The sequence below is a fragment of the Halomonas sp. IOP_31 genome (assembly GCF_021151495.1).
Lineage (GTDB): Bacteria > Pseudomonadota > Gammaproteobacteria > Pseudomonadales > Halomonadaceae > Modicisalibacter > Modicisalibacter zincidurans.
In genome coordinates this window covers 70,906-88,613 of sequence record NZ_JAIRBP010000001.1, presented here as the reverse complement: position 1 = coordinate 88,613, position 17,708 = coordinate 70,906, and the positions used below count along the sequence as shown (strand labels likewise).

The following is a 17,708-nucleotide window of genomic DNA, read 5'->3' as shown; positions in this document are numbered from 1 at the left end:
CCCCGCCGGACTGGCAGGGCCTTGTGTAAGCACCGGGAGCTACCCGGCGATTCGGCCAGGTTCTCCCAGCCCAAACGAAAGCGCCCCGGCACAATGGCCAGGGCGCAGAATCGGATCATGGGTAGATAGTAGGCGAATCTGATGCAGGTGGCAAGTCGTCAGATTTCGCGGGCTTGGTCGGACCGTCCGCGCCGAAGCCTCTGGCGCATCGTCTTGATGGCCACTTTCGAGCGACCCGGGAACAGCCGGCACAGATCTCCGAATTTAATATTTTGATGCTCCTTGAGGCGCTCAATCTCTTCCTCGGTCCATGCGAGACAACTGGTGCCATCTCCCAGCCGGCGCTTATAGCGAAGCCCGAGACTCCTCGCCTGGCTTCGGATTGCGACACGGCTCTTATCGGGAAGCTCCGATGCCGCAGCGCGGATTCCTCCGACGGGGTATTTCCGCCGCAATATCTCGATGTCCTGTTCTGTCCAGCGTGTGGACAGCCCTTCCTCCATGGCTTTCGCTCGCACCGCAGCGGGCGTCCTCGCCTCAAGGCGGCAGGCGACGCCTGGGCCTTCTCGTGAGTAGAACATCCGGAGTGTATCAACCTCACTGTCGCTCCACCTCCGATGCGGCCATTTCCCCGCTTTGATCGATACTGCGGTGTTGCGAATGGCATTCAAGGTGCGATGGGGCAAGAACCGCCGCTGTATTTCGGCGGCATTCATGCTCCGGTAATGACGCTCAAGCATCTTTATCTCGCGAATTGTCCAGCTCTCTCGCCTACCGCCAGGCATCAGAATCCCAACGACTCGATCAGCGCCACCCGCTGGGCATAACTCATGCTGCGCACCCGAGCGGCGAGGTCGCGCAGCGCTGAGGGATCACCGGCATCGCTGTCCTCGAGTTCAGCGTCCAGGTGCTTGATCAGCAGCGGCTCGATATACGAACCCGACAGCGTATTGCCCAGCAACTGACGCTCGTCGTCAGCGAGTGCAGGCGCCTGGCTGCATGCCAGCTGGTAGCGCTCGGCGATCTCGGCCAGGCGTGCGCTCAGGCTCTGACCATCGCGCAGATTATCGGCGACCCGCTCCAGGGGCGGGCTCAGGTAAATGCTTGGGCGCTTCTTGTTGCGGTTTGTGTCGCTCATGACAGTATCCAATGAAAAGCCCCGGCACTAGACCGGGCGAGAACTCGATCAGTTGTAGGTGCGCTCGTACCACTCGACGAAATCGGCGAGCTGCTCATTTGTCAGCCACCGGCCGGCGTAAACGTCGCCCTCGTCGTCGACATTGACATAGTCGCTCATGACGTTGAATTTCTCGGCGATGGCGCCGCGAGGATCGACACCGTTGGATTCGCAGCCCTCGGCATACTCCAGCACCCAGTCGTGCAGGAGGTCGTTGAGGGCGGCGGCCAGCGCTTCGCGGTGTTGGTCGAGAGTGATGCCCCACTGTTTGCAGTCGATGCCGTCGCTGTATTCGTTGGGCTCGCCCATCAGGTCGCTGATGCTGTTCTGGTCGTAGCAGGCCTCGGCGAATGCGCGAGTGGTGTCGTCGGCGATGTTGCGGATAGCGTTGTTCATGGTAGGTCTCCTAGTTCTGCGCCCTGGATGGGCCAGTTCATCGGTTGTGTGGGCTTCGCTCGCCTCACACAATTAAAGGTAGCACCCCCGGGGCCACCTAGCAAGAAATAATTTCCTTATCCTTTCGTCTAAGCCGCCACCGGCACCAACGCCGCCACCGGCCCCAGGCACTCTCCCTCCCAGCTATCCAGCGCTCTGAGCATCCGCTCCCAGACCGTGCCCCATGTAGCGCGGTCAGTGCGGGTCCAGAACCGGACATCGACCTCGACATCGCACTCGTCGGCCATCCATGATTGCACAGCCCGTGGCGTCGCCAGACCCTGCCGCCGATACGGCCAGGTGATCTCGCCGTGGTGATAGATAGCCGCCGCGCACAGATAGCGCAGGGTCTCGAGCTGCTCGGCTGTGGGGAGCCCCTTGCCCTGCCCTGGCAGTCGCACGCCATCGGATAGCAGCAGTTCCTGATACAGCGCTATCTGCACCGTCTCGCGGTCCTCGGCCAGCTCGTCTCGGGTGTAGGGCCCGAACAGGTAGAGCGCCAGGGCGCGCAGGTGCGCCGGCAGCGACTCGACGATGGCAATCACTGCGCCCGCCTCCAGGCCATGCACAATGCACCAGTCGTTGTTGTTCCGGTTGCTCAGCTGGACGTCCACGCCCCAGCGGGCCTTCTGGATCGCCCCGGCGAGGACGCTATTGCCGCCAGTGCGGTACGCCTCGAATACCATCTGACGCGCTGATCCGTATCGCATGCTGTTGCCCTCGTGTTGCCTACTCGTTGCCCGTTGTTGCCTTGTGTTGTCTCAGCGCCTCTCTGACGCGCTCCCTCGTCACCCCAGGTACTCGCCCTTCCCACTGCTTGAACACGCTCTCTCGCTGCCCCTTGGGCAATTCCAGCATCTGCCGGGCGACCATCCGTGCCTGGCAGAACAGGCCCCACTCGAGATACGCCGGCGGATAGCCGTTCTCGCCTCCGACCGGGCGGCCGTCGGGCCAGGTGCGGGGTGGTGGCTGCATTACCCCTCCCCACGTTCAGGTCTGGGCCGTGTCACCTCCATGCCGAGACCAGCCATGCCAGCGGCGACCACGACGCCGGCACCGAAGCTCTGGAAAAGCGCACCCACGACCATGGCGAAAGCCAGCGCCGGGGACATGACGAAGAACAACCGAGCTATCATCTTGCTCACGCCGCCACCTCCTCTACTCGGATAATCTCCACCCACGTCCCGCTTTCCTGCTTCCGGTCGATGATGGGTGGCCTCACCTTCCACTCCCGTACGTACTCACCGCGGTCATCGGGTAGCAGGCCGGCACGGACCAGCCCGTCCTCGATCGTCTTGCAGCTGATCGAGTAGTTACCGGTGTCGCGGATGCGCTCTTTCGGTCCCAGGCGGGGCGTGAAGAACAGATCCGCCTGGTAGAAGATCGGGGCCATGCCGGATTCGGTCACCGCCTGCTTGGTGAGCCAGTCGCATAGCTCGACCTGGCTCTTGTGCTTCCTCCAGTGCTGGCGAAGGGCGACGTTGGTGCTTGGGCCGATGTAGGGGACGAAGATGCGGATCATTGGCTTGCCTCCCGGGCAAACTGGGTGTGACCGCATGTCTCGCAGCGAAGCATCAGCACACGAGGGAGCCGATTCATCTTCTCGGGGTCGAAGTTCTCGCAGCGGTAGGTGTGCCCGCTGACATTGGCGCCTACATGCCAGGATCTCCACGCCCAGCGGGCCATGCAGACCGGACTGCGCATATGGTCGAGTAGCGTCACAGCCTCACCCCCTTGATAGTGATCACGCCCAGCTCGAGAAGCCGGCGCCAGGTGCGTGTCTGGGCGCGGCGCATATACCACTCCCGGTGCTCGTACTCCCCGGCGGGCCAGTCAGCGGACGAGCCATCGATCACCGCATGGCAGGAGCTGCACCCGAACACGGCGGACAGGTCATCGCTCTTGCGGCTGATGCCGTGGCTCTCGTCCGGCAGGTGGGCCAGCACGGTGGTTGCCTCGTTGTGCGTGCAGACGCCGAGGATCTCGAGCGTGCAGCGTTCGGCGCGGGCAGCCTGGCGGATTGCCTGTGATTCGATGCGGGGTTGCTTGAGCATTAGTCACCCACCTTTGACTGGACCTGCTGGCACTGGAATGTCTTCTTTCCAACGAAGAACCCGCCCAAGCGCTCGCACTCGGATGCCACGGTATGGTGGGCAGCGATCCAGCCCCAGGTGAGCCCTATGCCAATGCCGACCAACAGGAACATCCACTTCATGACGCCTCCCGGTATTGCTCTGGCCCGATGCCCTTGAGGCCCGGATCGGTCAGGCGAAAGCCCAGTCCGGTGAAGTGCACATAGACCCGGTTCAGGTATTCGGTGAGCTGCTTCTTCGACATACCCCGGGACACCGGCCACTCGAACGGCGCCTTCATCAACTCGAGCTTCTGCTCGTAGGGCAGCGGACGAAGGATCCGGTCGTACGCCTCTCGATATTCCTCGCTGTCTCGGCGCAGGATGGGGATGCCGAAGTGCAGTTTGCAGAAGGCCTGGTAGTCCTCGGCGTCCATGTCGCCTTGCTTGGCTGCATCGCTGCACCACTTCCATTGCAGGGCGTTCTGGTCGAGGCTCCGGCGCTCCGGCTCTTCCTCGATGATCATCCGCACTCGCTTCCAGCGGCGGAACGCCTGGCTGAGCATGCCGGGGAATTTGGCGAGCGCGGCCAGCGATTCCTCGATCGTGCCGGCTGTGGCCACGTAGCGTTTCGGCTCTCGCATCACGCAGCCTCCCAGGTCACTCGCATGCCCTTTTCCATGTCGCGGTCATGCCAGCCCGCCAGCCACCAGTGGCGCCGGCATATCGGCGAGACTTCGCGCTCCTCGGTAGGGGTCTGGTAATCGGCCGCTTCCCAGCCGTGCGGGCATGCAGCGGCTGCCTGGCCTTTGTCCCAGGCCAGGCGGCCTTCGATGTAATCGGGGGTCATGCCGCACCACCTTGATCGCCGTCACTCGACAGCATCCGGTATTCGTGGGGCCTGGTAGTGCCTCGCTGAGGGTTATGCTCCCGGCTGATGATCACCACGCCCAGCCCGCGCAATTGACGGATGCGGGCGCTGATCGCGGCGTGGCTGTCCATCACTTCAAACCGATCGCGGATGGCCTCGCCGATCTCGTGCAGCTGCATCCAGTAGGTGGCGTCGCGCAGGACCATGAACACGCGCCCTTTCTGGCAGTTGGCGTTATCGAGGCGCTTGCCGGGGCGCTGCGGCAGTTTGGTTACGTTGCTCATGAGAAGGCCCTCCCGACGGCCAGCGCCTTACGATTGGCTCTGCTCGAGCTCAGGTCGCACGACTTGCAGCTCATGCGGACCTGGCGCTCGCCAGAGACTGGATCGATGTCGATCATCTGCTGTTCGCCCTTCCAGCGGTTGCAGCCCATGCAGTAGTGACGGCCGTGGCCGCGGCGAAGTTGGGTCATAGCCCACCCACCCCGCCGAACCAGGCGATCAGGAGCATGGACGTTGCCAGCGCGATGGTGATGACGGAGCTCATGACGCACCCCCGGTAGCAATCCAATGGAAGCCGGCGGCGACCAGCAATAGGGCCGCGCTGAGAATCAGGCAGGCGGCAGGCCAGAACAGATTGCGGATGGTGGTCATGCGGCCTCCTCATCGGTAAAACAACCGCAGCCAGCCTCGCTGAACATGGGCAGCTCCATCGTTCCGTCTTGCAGTTGTTCGCGGAATTCGCGCAGAGTGAGGTAGTACGTAACTCCGCTCTGGACTTGACGCAGAAAGGGACGGGCTGTTGGCCCGATCTCTGCCAGCACGCGATCCATCTCGGCTTCATGGAAAGCGAAGCGCTTGGGATTGGTGCGGTATAGGCGCTCAAACTGGACGAGGCCCGCCTTGCAGCAGAATCCACCGCAGTTGTTGTGTTCGTAGCCCTGGCTGTATAGGCGCGGCTTCCGAATGCCGTAACGAGCCAGAATCTCGTCGTATTGAGGGCGCCATATCTGGTAGCGGTTGAGTAGTGACACGACCGGGCGTGGAGCCCAATGCTTTTGCGCTCGCTCGATACGGTCCAGCTCCGACATGTCCATGCCCAGCACAAGCGGATCGCTCGGCGCGGCATGCTCGCCAAGCCAGGCGCGTACCGGTTTGGATTTCAGTTCAGTTGAGCAGTGAGCCGTTCGCGTGTTGCCGATCCAGCGCTTCTCGGCGTAAACGTCCCAGGGCGTGCGCCCATCGGTGAGGTGAATGATTTCCTTGCCGCACGCCCTGGCAACGTCATCGTTGAAGCGGTAGAGGTCTTCGTCTTCGATCAACGTGTCGGCGAAGATCAGGTTGAAGTCGAGGTCGTTTTCCAGAGCCACAAGGGCGCTCACAGCGCTACCCATGCCGCCGCTGAAGCTGATTTGATAGGTCATGCCGCCTCCCCTGCTTTCTGTGCGCGATATTCCGCGTCGTAGCTCCACGACGGCGTCACGATCTCCAGCGCCCCAGCCGGATTGCCGGCAACACGAGCGACGCGGTAGCGGCCCAGGCCAGCGGAGAAAATACCGTAGCGACGTCCGGCGATCTCGGCGCGCTCCTCTGCCATGCGCAATGCGTGCGCAGCGTCATCGGTGAACGATGAGCGGCGGCGGCAGTTCGTTGTGTGGGTCATGATGACTTCTCCTCGGCTTGAGCAAGCAGCTCTTGGCGGCGCGTCTCAATTCTCGCTTGACGCTCATCTTTTTGCTGCTTATCTTCCTCGCCCATGTCATTCAGTATGTTTCGCAGATGCTGGATATTGGCTTGCCGTCGCTCCATTTCTTCCGGGTCGTCAGTCGCGCCCTCGTCAAACCCCTTGGGGGCTGGCAATAGATGCTCAACCTTGGGCGCTTCAAGCAATCCCTTCTTGACTCCTTGATCAATCGCTTCTTGGCGACGCTCCGGACTGTATCCCAGCGATACCTCGTACTGGGGCTTTCGGCCTTCCGCCTTGGCGGCAGCCACTTCGCGCTCGTAGGCTCCGATGAAGGCCATGCGGGCGCCGACCTTGTCACCGGTATCAAGGACCGGCTGGGCGACACCCATCGCGCTGGCCACCTCCTTCGTCCAGACGATCGTTTCCATCTCGTCCTGGCCTGAGAGAGCAAGCGCCCAGGCCTCATTCGCAGACAGGAAGGCATTCGCGCTCGGGATGCGCTCGAGGATGGCCGCCAGCGTCAGGCGCCCACTGAGCTCAGACCGGCACCGAGCGAGAGATTGTTCGACCTCGTGGCGGTCGTACCCGCGAAGATCGCGAATCATCAGGTTCGCCGCGGCAGGCTTGATCTCACTGCCCAGGACTTCGGCGGTGGCGTAGAGCTGCTCGAGCAGCTGTTCAGCGTCTCGACTGGTCAGCGGCATCACTCGTCTCCCCAGGAAGCGCGCAGCATGGCCTTGGCCTCATCCACTGCGCTCAAGTTGGCTTGCGACCCATCCATCTGGCGGGCTCGGGTAGTCGTCATCTGGCTGCCGGTCTGCATCTGGGTCGCGATCGCCTCGCAGTCCTGCAGCAGCAGGCCGACGCCATGGCCCTTGGCTACGTAGAACTGGGAGTTGATTCGCAGGTAGTACACGGCCACGGCCGGCGCGAGATCCTTACCCACGCGGTCAACCAGCTGGCTGAGCTGACCGGCCACACGTTGATTCCAGATCGGATACACGCCGTAGCGCTGGCGGTAGGCAACGGCGTAGTTCGCCCAGGGCCGGAAGGTTTTCGCCTTCGGATCCTTGGGGCCTGGCAGGTCTGCGGGGATCTTCGCCAGTTCGTCGTCAGCATCGTTCGCTGAGCCGCCATCCAGCGTCAGCGCTTGGGGCTCTGCCCCTGACGCAACGGGTTCACTGGGGGGTTCACTGACAGATTCAAAAGAGTGACTGATTCCGGGTGCAGCATTTGCACTAGGGGGTGGTGCAGCATTTACACTACCTGGTGAATCTGCTGCACTACCTGGTGAAGGAGCTTCACTAGGGGGTGGTGCAGATTCTTCACCCCATAAGGTGACGATATACAGGTTGGTGGAATTCCCCTTCGGTCCTTTCCGAGACGTCTTACGTATCAGTCCAGACTCGCTCAGCGCATCGATATGATTCATGGCAGTGCGCTTGCTGATCTCGCACTGATCGGCAATATGCTGGTAGCTCGGCCAGCACTCACCCTTGTCGTTGGCGTTATCGGCCAGCTTGAGCAACACCAGCTTCCTGCTAGCATTGCCAACATGGATGCCGAACGCCCTAGCCATCAGCAACATGCTCATGTCAGGCCTCCAGCCTTTGCACTTCAGCGAATAGCTTCGAAGCATGACGCTGGATGTAGATTTGATTCAGGCGGGCTTTTCGCTCTTCATAGGCCATGCCGATATCGATCAGGCTGGCGTTGACGCGCTGAAGGTGTTCGATGCACTTGATCTCACAGGGCGTGAGAGAGTCACGAACGGGATCGTTGGCAGCCATGCCGTGTTCGGCACGGTATTGCTTGGCGCTCATGCCGAGCGCGATACGGTTGATCAGGTCAAATTCATTGCTGAAGTGGTAATGGCTGACAGCCTTTCCCTGCGCAGAACGCTGATGCTTAACGGCATCCGTCATGAACGGGGCTTCGAGGCGCGCAGCAGCTCGAGCCGATCGGCCTTCAGCCATCTCAACCTGACCGGTGACCAAAGCGTCATAGGCACGGATAACGTCGAGATGAAAGCGGGCGCTGATCCACATCGCGTAGGCGTAGACCAGCTCTTTGCAAACGTAGGTGCCCTGAGCCTTTCCGCGGCCGCGAACGATTGATGTGGGATTCCCAACATCATCTTTAAGCTCATCGATCAGAGATGCGGTCTGATCGTTCATCATCCAGAAGGTGGGGCGATGCTTCGCCATTCCGCCAGAAGCCTTATGCAGGTCGTTCAGGCAGAACCGCCCTTCACCGTCTTGCCGAACCTTGATGCCGGCAATGCTTACACCAGGTTGGCTATTCTGTGTCAGTGCGGTATTCTTCATATCAGTACCTCACGTAAGTTCTGTGATAAGCCCCGCCCTGGTCGCCACAACCTGCGGGGCTTTTTCATGTTTGCCTCTCAGCAATTGGACTGCGAGGGCCTTGTTTTTCATAGGAAACGGAGCCGAAGCCCCGCCCTCCCTCACACTGCTCGAAGCGCTGATTTCCTTTTCAAGCTGTACAGCTGGTCCTTCAATGGGCCTGCCACTCCAAGCATCTCGTCAAGCACCACATCCTCGACGCTCACGCCCTGGGCCTCGGCCATTTGGCGGACGTACATCTGCCCGCGCGGTGTCATGCGACGAAAAGTGCGACTCAATGCTGATCTGTCCATCAGGGACTCCTCGGGCCTTCTAAGCCGTCAGTCGTTGCATCATCCTGTCGGTGATGCGTTTCTCAACGAGGTGCGCCATGAGCGTCTCGATCATGTCGTCCTGGGCATCCTGCAAGCCGCGACCTTCCGCCAGTCGGGCCAGCAGAACGTCCTGCTTCATGTTCACGATCTCCATCCCGATCAGGGCGCATTCGCGCACGGCACAGGCCACTTTTCCTTCGTGGCGCAGGTCGGCCATCTGCTCGAACGCGAGGAATTCCGCGTCCCTGAATCGGGTCTTGATCACGTTGTCCAGCCGTTCTTCCTCCGGCTTGCAGCGTCTGTCGCCTTCGGCAATGCGTGACAGCATGGGTACTTCCTTCTTCTGGTTTTGCTGGTCCGCGGCCTTCACAGGCAGGCAATGGGGTTAGGCGGCTTCCACCTTGGCGAGTCGAGGGCAAAGCTCGACCGCGGTGATGGCGCCATCAGTCAAACGCTCGGCCTTCAAGGCATGCACTTCTGAGATGCCGTGCCGGCCGGTAGACCAACCGGACACAGTCCCCTGCTTCACGCCCAGGCGGAGGGCTGTTTCCTCCTGGGTGCCGAAGTGCTTGATGAGTCGGGAAATAGGCGTGTCCATAGGTAAGGCCTGATCAAATAGGAATGCCTATATGCTAGCTACAGGAACTCCTTTTTGCAACGATAAAGGCGCGCCTATATCTTCCGAAGCTATGAGCATCGGAGACCGGGTTAAGCGCGCCCGTAAAAGCGCAGGCCTCACTCAGACGGAATTGGGCCGAATGGTCGGGGTCAAGCAGGCCACGATTTCAGACCTGGAGAAGGGGGCGTCGCGATCGAGCGCGTATCTTGTCCAGATTGCGCGCGCCTGCAATGTGAGTACCGATTGGCTGGCGACCGGCAAAGGGGAGATGATTGAGCTGCAAGAGCCAATCGCCACCTACACCTCGGGCGAGGTGGCGCCCGGGCCTGCCATGCTGAGCCAGGTGCCCGAGATCTCGTGGGTGCAGGCCGGAAGCTTCACTGAGATCTGCTTCGTCGATCTCGACCCCGAGAGCACCAACTGGTACCCGAGGCCGCCGAACTGCGGGCCCAACACCTACGCGCTCAAGGTTGTCGGCGAGAGCATGCTCGACAAGTACCCGCCCGGCCGCATCATCTTCGTCGATCCGGACGTGCCGGCTGAGTCCGGCGATGACGTCATCGCCATCATGACCGAAACCGGCGAGGCGACGTTCAAGCAATACCTCGAGGAGCCCGGCGTGGGCCGGATGCTCAAGGCGCGCAACCCGGCCTGGAAAGACCCCTACGTCACCATCAACGGCAACTGCCGCGTCCAGGGTGTGGTGATGGCCCAGATGGAGCTGAGGCAGCGCTGAGTTGCTAGACTGAAACGACCTGCCGCATGGCGGGCAATACGCAAAAGGGAACCGACAATGACAATCAAGCGGATCACCACCCTCGGCGCGGGCGCCTGCCTGGCCGCCCTGCTCGCTACCACCGCTCAGGCCGACTGTTACGGCAGCGGCAGCATCAAAAATTGCTACGACGCCCAGTCGGGCAACAGCTACAGCGTGCAGCAGATCGGCAATCAGACGTACATCAATGGCAGCAACAGCCGCACCGGCTCGCGCTGGAACCAGACGAGCCAGCGCATCGGCAACACCACCTATCACAATGGGCGCAGTGCCAGCGGCGACACCTGGCGCGGCACGTCTACCCAGATCGGCGGCAGCACCTACCACAACGGCACCGACTCCAGCGGCAACCCTTATTCGGGCATCACCAACTGCGGCATTGCCGGCTGCGACTGATGCGCACCTGGCACATTGCCCTCGGCGCCGCTGTCATTCTCGGGTTCGGCATCCCCACCACCCGCTACTGCGGCGCGAACGAGGTTCACTCCGTTCTGATATTCACCGTTGCCGACTGGGTCATCCCCAGCTTCGATATGTGTCGCTGATCTAGCTCAGCACCCTCCACGACCCGCCGCCCGGCGGGTTTTTTATTGCCTGCCTGTAAAAAAATCTCCCGCTCCCGATAAAAATATAGGCATTCCTGTTGACAGGTTTTATAGGTATCCCTATATTCAATACCAGAACGACGCAACACCCGGCCCTCACAGGCCGCCGGATGCTGACCGGGCAACAGCAGGCTCTTTCAAAATTCGACGCAGTACCCGTGACGCCATCCGGTAGCAGGCGGCAATGCACCAGTCGTGCAACCGTTCCGGGCGCTCCTAATCGAGGTGGAGCGTAGGCCAGGGCAGGGGACAGAAAACCTTGTCTTGAGTCGGCGCCAGTCCAGCGTCACGGGAGAGAAACGAATTCCGACGCCCTGCACGGCGGGGCGTCATCCATCAGCGCCTTTTCGAGGGTGTTGATGGATGCAAACAGAGAGGAGAAAGCAATGCCGTCACCGATCATGAAATTCTTTGCCTACCAGCACCTGCCAGAGCGCCTGCAAGTGGTAAGCAAGCCGATTGGCGAGCTGGCTGAATCAATGGATGCCCAGTTGCCCGATTGCGCGGAAAAGAGCGCCGGGCTTCGCAAGCTCCTTGAGGCCAAAGACGCGCTGGTTCGGGCTCAACTTGAAGCCAAGGAGGAAGAGTAATGCAGCCGTATCGAGAGGGCTTGCCAATAGGAGATGTCGAGGCAGTCACCACGGACGTCATGGGGCAAACAGCAGACCGCATGTTCAACGCCGGTGCCGATGAGGTTCGCGTCACCAAGCTGCGCGGCGCCGGGTACACCCGAAAGATGCCGGGGAAAAAGAAGAAAAAGAAGAAAAGGAAGCGCAAGTAACAACGCTGGCCATCGAGCGTATCGGTGGTCAGCGGGATAGCGACTGGCAGGAGCGCGACCCTGCGCTGCCGCCTTGAGCGAACAGCTTAGCGGCCAGGAGCGACACGGGCGGCGCCCAGCTTGATCACCTGGGCGAACAAGACAGGTGGAGCCCCGGGTTCAAGTCCCGGCAGTCGTTATCCCGATGCACTAAGGCGACCGACGTATCAGGGCAACCGATGACGCGCCGCGAGCCGTAGATCACAAGGCGACACCGGCCCGCCGACTAGACAAAGCCGGATTCAGACAGCGGAGGCAGCGATGAATTGACGTAACGGCCATTGGCCGACCACCCCATCTTCGCCGGGCGTGCCACTACCAGCTAGGGCACAGGGCTGCACTCCCGGCGTCGTAATAGCCCGATGACCGCCAGGCAATGCGATTGAGCCAGGCGAACAGGGAAGCCCGCTGCCCAAATGTGAAGACGACACCGGATCGACTGCCATCGCAGCGGTTGAGAAGGCGCCCGCCGGAGCGAGATCCGGCGCCCATTCGAGAGAGTGGGTATCTGGAAGGGCTGAACTCGGGATAGTTGTCGATACGCTGGAGCAGCGCGGCAATCGCAAGACCCGGGGCGGTGGTTCGATTCCACTCAGCCCTTCCAGATGATTCATCACAACGACAAGGCGCCTACCGCTTCGGTGAGGCGTTAGATGGATGACAAAGGGGGGGGTGGAATGAGTTCCTTATACATAAACGAAGCAGGCGAAGTAATGAGGCGCAGGGCGCCACCGAAAATAATGTGGTGCGTGGACCACGGGCCAGACGAATCACACCTAATTGATACTGACTGGTTTGAAAGATTGCGCGATGCAAACGAGTTCGTATCCAAGCTGAAGCCGGCATCAGGCGGAGTAAGCCGCCCCTACAAAATTACAAAATACGACTGGCGAAAAAGCAACGTATACGGAACGAGTGTTTCTACCACGCTCGTTGAGACAAACATTCCGCGATCCGCAGCGTACTGCGGCGAGTAACCGCTCGCCCACTGTCGCCAGTGGCTATCCCGAAGATCAACAACAAGGAGGCCGTATGCAGCCAATTTCCAAGCATGAAGAACGCGTCGCCAAAGATCGTCTCGCCGCCAGCTATTACCGCCGCCGCATCGACATCGAGAAGCTGCGCGAGCGGCGGGAGCTGGAGCGCAATACGCAGGAGGTGTGGGATGTCTAGCCGGTTCATTTTGCGCGAATCCTACCAGGGAAGAATCGTTCCCCGCCCCGATCTCGGGCTATTCGCCAGCCGCAAGTCAGCCAAGGCGTTCGCCGACCGGTGCGGCCTGCCCGTCGCTTTAATCCAGTCAGTCAGGAGGTCCGTATGATCGCCATTCACCGAGGTCAGGTAACCGAGCTTGTGCATGAGTCCACCCGCGTGGCGGACCTGATACGCAAGCACGGCCAGTCACCGGTCTGGAAGCGCAGCCCGGTCAGTCGGCAAGACGATGACGACAAGCCGCTGAGCGTGCAGGACGCACTCAATGCGCGTCGAGAATCCGAGTACGTCGCAAGGCGCAACGGGGTGAAAGAGCCCCGATTGCAGTTGTGGAAGATCCAGTGAGGTGGGCCTTTTACGAATCCCCCGATAAATCAGAGATCCGCTATCTGCCATGCCCGCCAAATCCGCTCGTTTATGACGGATGGGTGAGAGTGAGCAGAGCGCGGAAGGAGAAAAGAAATGCTGACCGAAATGAGCTTACATCACGTAGAGAACGTGACGCTTGGCAAGATTGAGGATTGCGCGCTTGAGGATGGATCCACTTATTGCCGCCGCCGAATAACCATTCAGTGCAAGGGCGGTTCAAGTGGATTCTGGCTCTTCGCGGATACGCGAGAGGCGCTAGAAGAGAATACAAAGCAGGAGGTGGCGGCGTGAATACAGCTATCGACTACTCAAACACAACGCACTACTGGCCGCAGTTCGACAGCGACCGTCCCGTCACGCCCCTGGAAGCGCTCAAGGATGGCGACGAGGGCGCGGCAACGGCATTCGCCGACTGGATGGCCGACGACGAACAACGCGACGAGCTACACGACCTGCTGAGCTACCTGGGCGAGAACGATGTCGTGAAGAAGCTGGCAGAGAAGTGGGCGAGGGAGGCGGCATGAGCTTCTACGAAAAGGCAGCGAATAGCCATCCGAGCCTACAGCGCGGGATGGTCTGGTGCGCGGTTTGCGGACGTTCTCAGCGAACCGATGCGGCTGGATCGCTACAGCACGGTTGGCCGAAGTGTTGCGGCTTCACGATGACAATCGACAGCCCCGAAGAGCGCGAGGCCTACGCCAAAGCACGCGGCGAATAAAAACGCCCTGGGTCAGAGCAGGGGCGGAAACGCAGAGTTTCGAATGAGGAGTATACACAATGCAGCCCGAGATAATCGAGCCGGGCTACTATCGCGATCTGGACAATGAGCGATACCACGCCAGCTCGGCAGTTTCAAAATCCCAGCTAGACCTGCTCCACAAATCCCCCGCACTACTCCAGTGGTCCCGCACCGCTCCCGAAGACGACGAGAAGAAGACGGCGCTCAACGTGGGTGATGCCTGCCATGCGCTGATCCTGGAGCCGCACCGGTTCGACGCTGAGTACGCGATAGGGCCGGACGCACCCAAGAACACCAAGGAAGGCAAGTCAAAGTGGGCCAACTTCGAGGAGTGCCTGGGCGACAAGACGGTGCTGACGCATGCGGAAGGCCGGAAGGTGAAGCTGATCCGCGAGAGCGTGATGGCGCACCCGCACGCCCGTTGGCTGGTCGAGTCGGAGGGCGACGTCGAGGCCAGCATCTATTGGCGCGACTCAATGACGAATCAGCTTTGCCGCTGCCGGCCCGACAAGGCGCTGCCCGATATGGGCTGGCTTCTGGACGTCAAGACCACGGCAGACATGAGCAAGTTTGCCAAGTCCGTCTACGAGTACCGCTACCACGTCCAGGACGCTTTCTACAGCGACGGCTACGCCCAGCATTTCGGGACGCCGATCAAGGCGTTTCTGTTCCTCGTGGTCAGCACGAGCATCGAATGCGGGCGCTACCCGGTACGGCTGTTCACGCTCGACCAAGCTGCCAAGGATGCCGGGCGCTTCGCCGCGCATCGCGATATGCAGACCTACGCCGAGTGCATGGATAGCGGCGTCTGGCCGGGCATCGAGACCCTTTCACTGCCGCCCTGGGCGGAATAGGAGCCACCATGAATCAGCAAGTACAGCACGAACCAAGCAACCCTTTCGCCGGTCAGGAGGTGGCCCGGATGGCGTCGCACGCCAATGCCGGCACGATCCACATCGAGCAGAGCCGAGCGGTTACCGAAGCGCAAGGCAAGCTGCTACTGGCCAAGCAATTCCCGCGCGACGAGGCGCTGGCCTACAGCAAGATCATGATTAGCTGCCAGCGCCCATCACTGGCAGCCGTGGGCGAGTACGCCTACCCGCGCGGCGGGCAGAAGGTCAGCGGGCCGTCTATCCGGCTCGCCGAGGAGCTGGCCCGGTGCTGGGGCAATATCGACTACGGCATCCGCGAGCTTTCCCGCCAGGAAGGCAACAGCGAGATGGAAGCTTACGCCTGGGACGTCGAAACAAACACCTACAGCAGCCAGAAGTTCACGGTGCGCCATATCCGCGACAAGCGCGGCGGTGGCCAGGCACTCACGGAGGAGCGGGACATCTACGAGATCACCGCGAACATGGGCGGTCGCCGGCTGCGGGCGCGGCTTCTGGCCATCCTGCCGCCCGACCTCGTGGATGCTGCCGTCCAGCAGTGCCGCAACACCCTGGCCGGGTCGAGCAAGGAGCCCGTCGCTGACCGAGTGCGCCGCATGGTTGAAGCGTTCGGCAAGTTCGGCGTCAAGGCGACCCACCTATCCGCCCATCTCGGAAAGAGCCTGGACGACAGTCTGCCGGAGGACATCGCCAACCTCCAGGCCATCTACAACAGCATCAAGAATGGCCAAGCGCAGGCGTCCGACTTCTTCACGATGCGCAGCCATGAAGGCGGCAACGCGCAAGACCTCAATGCGGCGATGACAGCCGCTCAATCACAGGACCAGACTAATGCCACAGAAACTGCGTGATCTCGTTGTAAAGACCGGCACCTACACCGTCAACGGCGAGGAAAAGGCCCGCTGGCAGAATATTGGCGCGCTGATGAAAAGCGACGATGGTGGCGAGTTCGTTATCCTGCATCGCTGGTTCAACCCTGCCGGCATACCCAATCCGGATAACCGCGACAGCCTGCTCGTTTCTTGCTTCAAGCCCGATCAGAACGGCCAGGGAGGGCAGCAACGACAAGCGCCACCACAGCAGCAGCCGCAACAGCAACCACCCCAGCAACAGAACGGCTGGGATCAAGGTATGGACTCCGAGATCCCGTTTTAGCGAGTAACCACATCCCATGGCCCAGAGGCCATTCATTCCCTGCCAGTCGGCGGGGTTTTTCGATTCTGGAGGACACGATGAGAAAGCGCATGCTTAAAAACGCTGAGATCCAGGCCTGCCATGACCTGGCAGCGCTCTGCTACACCCAGTCATTCCGCGCGGGCTGGTGGCACGACCCCGAAACGGGCGCGCTTCATCAGATCACCCCCGAGCGCTTCGCGCAAAAGCTGTGCCTGATTCACTCCGAGATCAGCGAGGCCATGGAAGGCCACCGCAAGGGGCTGATGGATGACAAGCTGCCCCACCGCGAGATGGTCGAGGTTGAGCTTGCCGATGCGGTGATCAGGATTTTCGACCTTGCCGGCCGTGCCGAATACGACGTTATCGGCGCGATGTTGGAGAAGCTCGAATACAACGCCCAGCGCGCCGATCACAAACCCGAAAACCGAGCCGCTGCCGGCGGCAAGAAATACTGAGGTGACGGCATGCGAAACCTGATTTGGAAGATACTGGCGCGATTGCTTGCCTGGCCACCCATCGCCCAGCGATTGATCGCCCGCTCTCAGCGCACACCTTATTTCGCCATCGTGAAAGATGACCTCGTCTACATGGACCGCTGGTGGCTGTTCAATCCCTACAACTACGAGACACGACAGCCCAAGCACCACTGGTGCCCGATCTCAATCCGCGTCCACCACATTCAGCAACCCGACGACGATCGCCACCTGCACGATCACCCCTGGAATGCCCGGACGATCATCCTCAAGGGCTACTACTTCGAGGAAACGCCCAAGCAATTCAAGACGCTGGTCAAGCGCGGCGCTGGCGATACCGCCCGCATCGGTTTCGGCCAGTTCCACCGCATCCACACGGTCAGCCCGGGCGGCGTCTACACGCTGTTCATCTCTGGCAAGCATCGCGGCGCGTGGGGCTTCCTGGTCGATGGCGCGAAAGTGCCGTGGCGCAAATACCTCGGTATTAAGGAGGGCGTATGAGCGGCCAATCATCAGGTGGCGATAACGACTACTGGGTCGCCACCATCTCAGAGCCAAAGCGGCTCGACCCCTACAAGGCCGAATGTGAAGACCTGATCGAGCATTTCCAGTTCACGTTCGCCGAGGGCAATGCCTTCAAGGCGCTGTGGCGCATGGGAATGGATCGCGTCGAGGCGGGGAAGCCAGGCGATACGCCGCTGCGCAACGCGCAGAAGGTGGCCTATTACGGCCAGCGCATGGTGGTGAAAGAGAAGAAGGAGACAGGCCATGCATGACGACATCGAAGTCACGCGGGAAGAGGACGAGGCGTGGGAGCAGTTGGTGCGCAGGCTTGAGGAAGCCCAGGAGAACAATGCGGAGTTAGCCGAAGAAAACTGGCGGCTGGCTCAGGTCATCGAGGATCTGAAACGAGGTGCGGCATGACACCACAAAACGAAGCGCAAGTCGGCGTAGAGCTGCGCGAAGCTCGGCAGGCTATCAGCACGCTCAAGGCGCAACTAGCGTCGTCGGAGAGGCGCAATGGGTATCTGGAGGCAGAGAACAATGAGCTGCATCGGAAGGTAGTGATGATGCGAGGTATAGATGACCGATTATGACGAACTGGTCTGC

General features: G+C 60.9%; 37 protein-coding genes and 1 tRNA gene. 18 read left to right on the top strand and 20 right to left on the bottom strand.

Annotated elements, in window-relative coordinates; translation table 11 throughout:
- Positions 1–158: 158 nt before the first annotated feature.
- The 20 genes from K7I12_RS00540 to K7I12_RS00445 all read right to left on the bottom strand — a co-directional run bounded on the left by K7I12_RS00540 (position 159) and on the right by K7I12_RS00445 (position 9,518).
- A complete protein-coding gene (locus K7I12_RS00540; RefSeq protein ID WP_231662611.1) occupies positions 159–740 on the bottom strand; it encodes a hypothetical protein in 582 nt (193 codons plus the stop codon).
- A gap of 44 nt (positions 741–784) precedes the next feature.
- Positions 785–1,138 carry a hypothetical protein gene (locus K7I12_RS00535; RefSeq protein WP_231662610.1) on the bottom strand — a complete coding sequence of 118 codons (354 nt, stop codon included), beginning with the start codon at positions 1,136–1,138 and terminating at the stop codon, positions 785–787.
- A 48-nt stretch (positions 1,139–1,186) separates the two neighbouring features.
- Entirely contained in the window at positions 1,187–1,573 is a 387-nt protein-coding gene (locus K7I12_RS00530; RefSeq protein ID WP_231662609.1) for a hypothetical protein, read from the bottom strand.
- Between the two features lie 128 nt (positions 1,574–1,701).
- Positions 1,702–2,322, bottom strand: a complete 621-nt coding sequence (locus K7I12_RS00525; RefSeq protein ID WP_231662608.1) for a hypothetical protein — start codon at positions 2,320–2,322, stop codon at positions 1,702–1,704.
- A 19-nt stretch (positions 2,323–2,341) separates the two neighbouring features.
- Complete coding sequence (locus tag K7I12_RS00520; protein ID WP_231662607.1) at positions 2,342–2,587, bottom strand: hypothetical protein; 246 nt, start codon at positions 2,585–2,587, stop codon at positions 2,342–2,344.
- Positions 2,587–2,757, bottom strand: a complete 171-nt coding sequence (locus K7I12_RS00515) for a hypothetical protein (RefSeq protein ID WP_231662604.1) — start codon at positions 2,755–2,757, stop codon at positions 2,587–2,589. Before K7I12_RS00515 ends, K7I12_RS00520 begins: the two co-directional genes overlap by 1 nt.
- The gene (locus tag K7I12_RS00510; RefSeq protein WP_231662602.1) at positions 2,754–3,134 is read right to left on the bottom strand and encodes a hypothetical protein; all 381 of its coding nucleotides are present in this window, start codon (positions 3,132–3,134) and stop codon (positions 2,754–2,756) included. The genes K7I12_RS00515 and K7I12_RS00510 overlap by 4 nt, the downstream gene beginning before the upstream one ends.
- Before the next feature lie 196 nt (positions 3,135–3,330).
- The gene (locus tag K7I12_RS00505; RefSeq protein ID WP_231662600.1) at positions 3,331–3,666 is read right to left on the bottom strand and encodes a nuclease domain-containing protein; all 336 of its coding nucleotides are present in this window, start codon (positions 3,664–3,666) and stop codon (positions 3,331–3,333) included.
- Entirely contained in the window at positions 3,666–3,827 is a 162-nt protein-coding gene (locus tag K7I12_RS00500) for a hypothetical protein (RefSeq protein WP_231662599.1), read from the bottom strand. Before K7I12_RS00500 ends, K7I12_RS00505 begins: the two co-directional genes overlap by 1 nt.
- On the bottom strand, positions 3,824–4,327 hold the full coding sequence (locus K7I12_RS00495; RefSeq protein WP_231662598.1) for a hypothetical protein: 504 nt from the start codon (positions 4,325–4,327) through the stop codon (positions 3,824–3,826). The genes K7I12_RS00500 and K7I12_RS00495 overlap by 4 nt, the downstream gene beginning before the upstream one ends.
- Complete coding sequence (locus K7I12_RS00490; protein WP_231662597.1) at positions 4,327–4,533, bottom strand: hypothetical protein; 207 nt, start codon at positions 4,531–4,533, stop codon at positions 4,327–4,329. Before K7I12_RS00490 ends, K7I12_RS00495 begins: the two co-directional genes overlap by 1 nt.
- Positions 4,530–4,838: a hypothetical protein gene (locus tag K7I12_RS00485; protein WP_231662596.1), complete on the bottom strand. Its 309-nt coding sequence runs from the start codon at positions 4,836–4,838 to the stop codon at positions 4,530–4,532. The genes K7I12_RS00490 and K7I12_RS00485 overlap by 4 nt, the downstream gene beginning before the upstream one ends.
- A gap of 365 nt (positions 4,839–5,203) precedes the next feature.
- Positions 5,204–5,977, bottom strand: coding sequence for a phosphoadenosine phosphosulfate reductase domain-containing protein (locus K7I12_RS00480; RefSeq protein ID WP_231662593.1), 774 nt, complete (start codon positions 5,975–5,977; stop codon positions 5,204–5,206).
- A complete protein-coding gene (locus K7I12_RS00475) occupies positions 5,974–6,216 on the bottom strand; it encodes a hypothetical protein (RefSeq protein ID WP_231662591.1) in 243 nt (80 codons plus the stop codon). Before K7I12_RS00475 ends, K7I12_RS00480 begins: the two co-directional genes overlap by 4 nt.
- Positions 6,213–6,944: a hypothetical protein gene (locus tag K7I12_RS00470; protein WP_231662590.1), complete on the bottom strand. Its 732-nt coding sequence runs from the start codon at positions 6,942–6,944 to the stop codon at positions 6,213–6,215. Before K7I12_RS00470 ends, K7I12_RS00475 begins: the two co-directional genes overlap by 4 nt.
- Positions 6,944–7,834 (bottom strand): helix-turn-helix domain-containing protein, encoded by an 891-nt coding sequence (locus tag K7I12_RS00465; RefSeq protein WP_231662588.1) that lies wholly within the window; start codon positions 7,832–7,834, stop codon positions 6,944–6,946. Before K7I12_RS00465 ends, K7I12_RS00470 begins: the two co-directional genes overlap by 1 nt.
- A gap of 1 nt (position 7,835) precedes the next feature.
- Positions 7,836–8,567, bottom strand: a complete 732-nt coding sequence (locus tag K7I12_RS00460) for a KilA-N domain-containing protein (protein ID WP_231662587.1) — start codon at positions 8,565–8,567, stop codon at positions 7,836–7,838.
- A gap of 140 nt (positions 8,568–8,707) precedes the next feature.
- On the bottom strand, positions 8,708–8,899 hold the full coding sequence (locus tag K7I12_RS00455) for a hypothetical protein (protein ID WP_231662586.1): 192 nt from the start codon (positions 8,897–8,899) through the stop codon (positions 8,708–8,710).
- 19 nt (positions 8,900–8,918) lie between these two features.
- Positions 8,919–9,248 carry a hypothetical protein gene (locus tag K7I12_RS00450; RefSeq protein ID WP_231662585.1) on the bottom strand — a complete coding sequence of 110 codons (330 nt, stop codon included), beginning with the start codon at positions 9,246–9,248 and terminating at the stop codon, positions 8,919–8,921.
- A gap of 57 nt (positions 9,249–9,305) precedes the next feature.
- Positions 9,306–9,518, bottom strand: a complete 213-nt coding sequence (locus tag K7I12_RS00445) for a transcriptional regulator (RefSeq protein ID WP_231662584.1) — start codon at positions 9,516–9,518, stop codon at positions 9,306–9,308.
- A 31-nt stretch (positions 9,519–9,549) separates the two neighbouring features.
- Here K7I12_RS00445 and K7I12_RS00440 point away from each other — a divergent pair, with 31 nt between their 5' ends.
- The 18 genes from K7I12_RS00440 (at position 9,550) to K7I12_RS00355 (ending at position 17,695) form a co-directional block, all read left to right on the top strand.
- Positions 9,550–10,275 (top strand): LexA family protein, encoded by a 726-nt coding sequence (locus K7I12_RS00440; RefSeq protein ID WP_331460566.1) that lies wholly within the window; start codon positions 9,550–9,552, stop codon positions 10,273–10,275.
- A 57-nt stretch (positions 10,276–10,332) separates the two neighbouring features.
- Positions 10,333–10,710: a hypothetical protein gene (locus K7I12_RS00435; protein WP_231662582.1), complete on the top strand. Its 378-nt coding sequence runs from the start codon at positions 10,333–10,335 to the stop codon at positions 10,708–10,710.
- A 595-nt stretch (positions 10,711–11,305) separates the two neighbouring features.
- Positions 11,306–11,509 carry a hypothetical protein gene (locus tag K7I12_RS00430; protein WP_231662581.1) on the top strand — a complete coding sequence of 68 codons (204 nt, stop codon included), beginning with the start codon at positions 11,306–11,308 and terminating at the stop codon, positions 11,507–11,509.
- The gene (locus tag K7I12_RS00425; protein ID WP_231662580.1) at positions 11,509–11,700 is read left to right on the top strand and encodes a hypothetical protein; all 192 of its coding nucleotides are present in this window, start codon (positions 11,509–11,511) and stop codon (positions 11,698–11,700) included. The genes K7I12_RS00430 and K7I12_RS00425 overlap by 1 nt, the downstream gene beginning before the upstream one ends.
- 552 nt (positions 11,701–12,252) lie before the next feature.
- A tRNA-OTHER gene (locus tag K7I12_RS00420) sits at positions 12,253–12,343 on the top strand.
- A gap of 428 nt (positions 12,344–12,771) precedes the next feature.
- Complete coding sequence (locus K7I12_RS00415) at positions 12,772–12,912, top strand: hypothetical protein (protein ID WP_231662579.1); 141 nt, start codon at positions 12,772–12,774, stop codon at positions 12,910–12,912.
- A gap of 144 nt (positions 12,913–13,056) precedes the next feature.
- Positions 13,057–13,296, top strand: coding sequence for a hypothetical protein (locus K7I12_RS00410; protein ID WP_231662578.1), 240 nt, complete (start codon positions 13,057–13,059; stop codon positions 13,294–13,296).
- Positions 13,297–13,413: 117 nt separating this feature from the next.
- On the top strand, positions 13,414–13,611 hold the full coding sequence (locus K7I12_RS00405) for a hypothetical protein (protein WP_231662577.1): 198 nt from the start codon (positions 13,414–13,416) through the stop codon (positions 13,609–13,611).
- Positions 13,608–13,844, top strand: coding sequence for a hypothetical protein (locus tag K7I12_RS00400; protein WP_231662576.1), 237 nt, complete (start codon positions 13,608–13,610; stop codon positions 13,842–13,844). Before K7I12_RS00405 ends, K7I12_RS00400 begins: the two co-directional genes overlap by 4 nt.
- The gene (locus K7I12_RS00395; RefSeq protein ID WP_231662575.1) at positions 13,841–14,038 is read left to right on the top strand and encodes a hypothetical protein; all 198 of its coding nucleotides are present in this window, start codon (positions 13,841–13,843) and stop codon (positions 14,036–14,038) included. The genes K7I12_RS00400 and K7I12_RS00395 overlap by 4 nt, the downstream gene beginning before the upstream one ends.
- A gap of 59 nt (positions 14,039–14,097) precedes the next feature.
- On the top strand, positions 14,098–14,913 hold the full coding sequence (locus K7I12_RS00390; protein WP_231662574.1) for a PD-(D/E)XK nuclease-like domain-containing protein: 816 nt from the start codon (positions 14,098–14,100) through the stop codon (positions 14,911–14,913).
- A gap of 8 nt (positions 14,914–14,921) precedes the next feature.
- Positions 14,922–15,800 (top strand): hypothetical protein, encoded by an 879-nt coding sequence (locus tag K7I12_RS00385; protein WP_231662573.1) that lies wholly within the window; start codon positions 14,922–14,924, stop codon positions 15,798–15,800.
- A complete protein-coding gene (locus tag K7I12_RS00380; RefSeq protein WP_231662572.1) occupies positions 15,781–16,104 on the top strand; it encodes a hypothetical protein in 324 nt (107 codons plus the stop codon). Before K7I12_RS00385 ends, K7I12_RS00380 begins: the two co-directional genes overlap by 20 nt.
- A gap of 89 nt (positions 16,105–16,193) precedes the next feature.
- Positions 16,194–16,580 (top strand): hypothetical protein, encoded by a 387-nt coding sequence (locus K7I12_RS00375; protein WP_231662571.1) that lies wholly within the window; start codon positions 16,194–16,196, stop codon positions 16,578–16,580.
- A 9-nt stretch (positions 16,581–16,589) separates the two neighbouring features.
- Positions 16,590–17,099 carry a hypothetical protein gene (locus tag K7I12_RS00370; protein ID WP_231662570.1) on the top strand — a complete coding sequence of 170 codons (510 nt, stop codon included), beginning with the start codon at positions 16,590–16,592 and terminating at the stop codon, positions 17,097–17,099.
- Positions 17,096–17,374, top strand: coding sequence for a hypothetical protein (locus K7I12_RS00365; RefSeq protein WP_231662569.1), 279 nt, complete (start codon positions 17,096–17,098; stop codon positions 17,372–17,374). The genes K7I12_RS00370 and K7I12_RS00365 overlap by 4 nt, the downstream gene beginning before the upstream one ends.
- Complete coding sequence (locus K7I12_RS00360; RefSeq protein ID WP_231662568.1) at positions 17,367–17,522, top strand: hypothetical protein; 156 nt, start codon at positions 17,367–17,369, stop codon at positions 17,520–17,522. The genes K7I12_RS00365 and K7I12_RS00360 overlap by 8 nt, the downstream gene beginning before the upstream one ends.
- Entirely contained in the window at positions 17,519–17,695 is a 177-nt protein-coding gene (locus K7I12_RS00355; protein WP_231662567.1) for a hypothetical protein, read from the top strand. The genes K7I12_RS00360 and K7I12_RS00355 overlap by 4 nt, the downstream gene beginning before the upstream one ends.
- The last annotated feature ends 13 nt before the right edge of the window (positions 17,696–17,708 follow it).

Bases quoted from the DNA above. Each gene is read 5' to 3' on its own strand.
- K7I12_RS00370 (WP_231662570.1), top strand. From the start codon at position 16,590: ATGCGAAACCTGATTTGGAAGATACTGGCGCGATTGCTTGCCTGGCCA.
- K7I12_RS00470 (WP_231662590.1), bottom strand. From the start codon at position 6,944: ATGCCGCTGACCAGTCGAGACGCTGAACAGCTGCTCGAGCAGCTCTAC.
- K7I12_RS00540 (WP_231662611.1), bottom strand. From the start codon at position 740: ATGCTTGAGCGTCATTACCGGAGCATGAATGCCGCCGAAATACAGCGG.
- K7I12_RS00485 (WP_231662596.1), bottom strand. From the start codon at position 4,838: ATGAGCAACGTAACCAAACTGCCGCAGCGCCCCGGCAAGCGCCTCGAT.
- K7I12_RS00465 (WP_231662588.1), bottom strand. From the start codon at position 7,834: ATGAGCATGTTGCTGATGGCTAGGGCGTTCGGCATCCATGTTGGCAAT.
- K7I12_RS00430 (WP_231662581.1), top strand. From the start codon at position 11,306: ATGCCGTCACCGATCATGAAATTCTTTGCCTACCAGCACCTGCCAGAG.
- K7I12_RS00405 (WP_231662577.1), top strand. From the start codon at position 13,414: ATGCTGACCGAAATGAGCTTACATCACGTAGAGAACGTGACGCTTGGC.
- K7I12_RS00500 (WP_231662599.1), bottom strand. From the start codon at position 3,827: ATGAAGTGGATGTTCCTGTTGGTCGGCATTGGCATAGGGCTCACCTGG.
- K7I12_RS00475 (WP_231662591.1), bottom strand. From the start codon at position 6,216: ATGACCCACACAACGAACTGCCGCCGCCGCTCATCGTTCACCGATGAC.
- K7I12_RS00365 (WP_231662569.1), top strand. From the start codon at position 17,096: ATGAGCGGCCAATCATCAGGTGGCGATAACGACTACTGGGTCGCCACC.
- K7I12_RS00455 (WP_231662586.1), bottom strand. From the start codon at position 8,899: ATGGACAGATCAGCATTGAGTCGCACTTTTCGTCGCATGACACCGCGC.
- K7I12_RS00380 (WP_231662572.1), top strand. From the start codon at position 15,781: ATGCCACAGAAACTGCGTGATCTCGTTGTAAAGACCGGCACCTACACC.
- K7I12_RS00505 (WP_231662600.1), bottom strand. From the start codon at position 3,666: ATGCTCAAGCAACCCCGCATCGAATCACAGGCAATCCGCCAGGCTGCC.
- K7I12_RS00525 (WP_231662608.1), bottom strand. From the start codon at position 2,322: ATGCGATACGGATCAGCGCGTCAGATGGTATTCGAGGCGTACCGCACT.
- K7I12_RS00490 (WP_231662597.1), bottom strand. From the start codon at position 4,533: ATGACCCCCGATTACATCGAAGGCCGCCTGGCCTGGGACAAAGGCCAG.
- K7I12_RS00445 (WP_231662584.1), bottom strand. From the start codon at position 9,518: ATGGACACGCCTATTTCCCGACTCATCAAGCACTTCGGCACCCAGGAG.
- K7I12_RS00375 (WP_231662571.1), top strand. From the start codon at position 16,194: ATGCTTAAAAACGCTGAGATCCAGGCCTGCCATGACCTGGCAGCGCTC.
- K7I12_RS00435 (WP_231662582.1), top strand. From the start codon at position 10,333: ATGACAATCAAGCGGATCACCACCCTCGGCGCGGGCGCCTGCCTGGCC.
- K7I12_RS00395 (WP_231662575.1), top strand. From the start codon at position 13,841: ATGAGCTTCTACGAAAAGGCAGCGAATAGCCATCCGAGCCTACAGCGC.
- K7I12_RS00415 (WP_231662579.1), top strand. From the start codon at position 12,772: ATGCAGCCAATTTCCAAGCATGAAGAACGCGTCGCCAAAGATCGTCTC.
- K7I12_RS00410 (WP_231662578.1), top strand. From the start codon at position 13,057: ATGATCGCCATTCACCGAGGTCAGGTAACCGAGCTTGTGCATGAGTCC.
- K7I12_RS00535 (WP_231662610.1), bottom strand. From the start codon at position 1,138: ATGAGCGACACAAACCGCAACAAGAAGCGCCCAAGCATTTACCTGAGC.
- K7I12_RS00495 (WP_231662598.1), bottom strand. From the start codon at position 4,327: ATGCGAGAGCCGAAACGCTACGTGGCCACAGCCGGCACGATCGAGGAA.
- K7I12_RS00510 (WP_231662602.1), bottom strand. From the start codon at position 3,134: ATGATCCGCATCTTCGTCCCCTACATCGGCCCAAGCACCAACGTCGCC.
- K7I12_RS00450 (WP_231662585.1), bottom strand. From the start codon at position 9,248: ATGCTGTCACGCATTGCCGAAGGCGACAGACGCTGCAAGCCGGAGGAA.
- K7I12_RS00460 (WP_231662587.1), bottom strand. From the start codon at position 8,567: ATGAAGAATACCGCACTGACACAGAATAGCCAACCTGGTGTAAGCATT.
- K7I12_RS00360 (WP_231662568.1), top strand. From the start codon at position 17,367: ATGCATGACGACATCGAAGTCACGCGGGAAGAGGACGAGGCGTGGGAG.
- K7I12_RS00530 (WP_231662609.1), bottom strand. From the start codon at position 1,573: ATGAACAACGCTATCCGCAACATCGCCGACGACACCACTCGCGCATTC.
- K7I12_RS00440 (WP_331460566.1), top strand. From the start codon at position 9,550: ATGCTAGCTACAGGAACTCCTTTTTGCAACGATAAAGGCGCGCCTATA.
- K7I12_RS00390 (WP_231662574.1), top strand. From the start codon at position 14,098: ATGCAGCCCGAGATAATCGAGCCGGGCTACTATCGCGATCTGGACAAT.
- K7I12_RS00425 (WP_231662580.1), top strand. From the start codon at position 11,509: ATGCAGCCGTATCGAGAGGGCTTGCCAATAGGAGATGTCGAGGCAGTC.
- K7I12_RS00480 (WP_231662593.1), bottom strand. From the start codon at position 5,977: ATGACCTATCAAATCAGCTTCAGCGGCGGCATGGGTAGCGCTGTGAGC.
- K7I12_RS00355 (WP_231662567.1), top strand. From the start codon at position 17,519: ATGACACCACAAAACGAAGCGCAAGTCGGCGTAGAGCTGCGCGAAGCT.
- K7I12_RS00385 (WP_231662573.1), top strand. From the start codon at position 14,922: ATGAATCAGCAAGTACAGCACGAACCAAGCAACCCTTTCGCCGGTCAG.
- K7I12_RS00520 (WP_231662607.1), bottom strand. From the start codon at position 2,587: ATGCAGCCACCACCCCGCACCTGGCCCGACGGCCGCCCGGTCGGAGGC.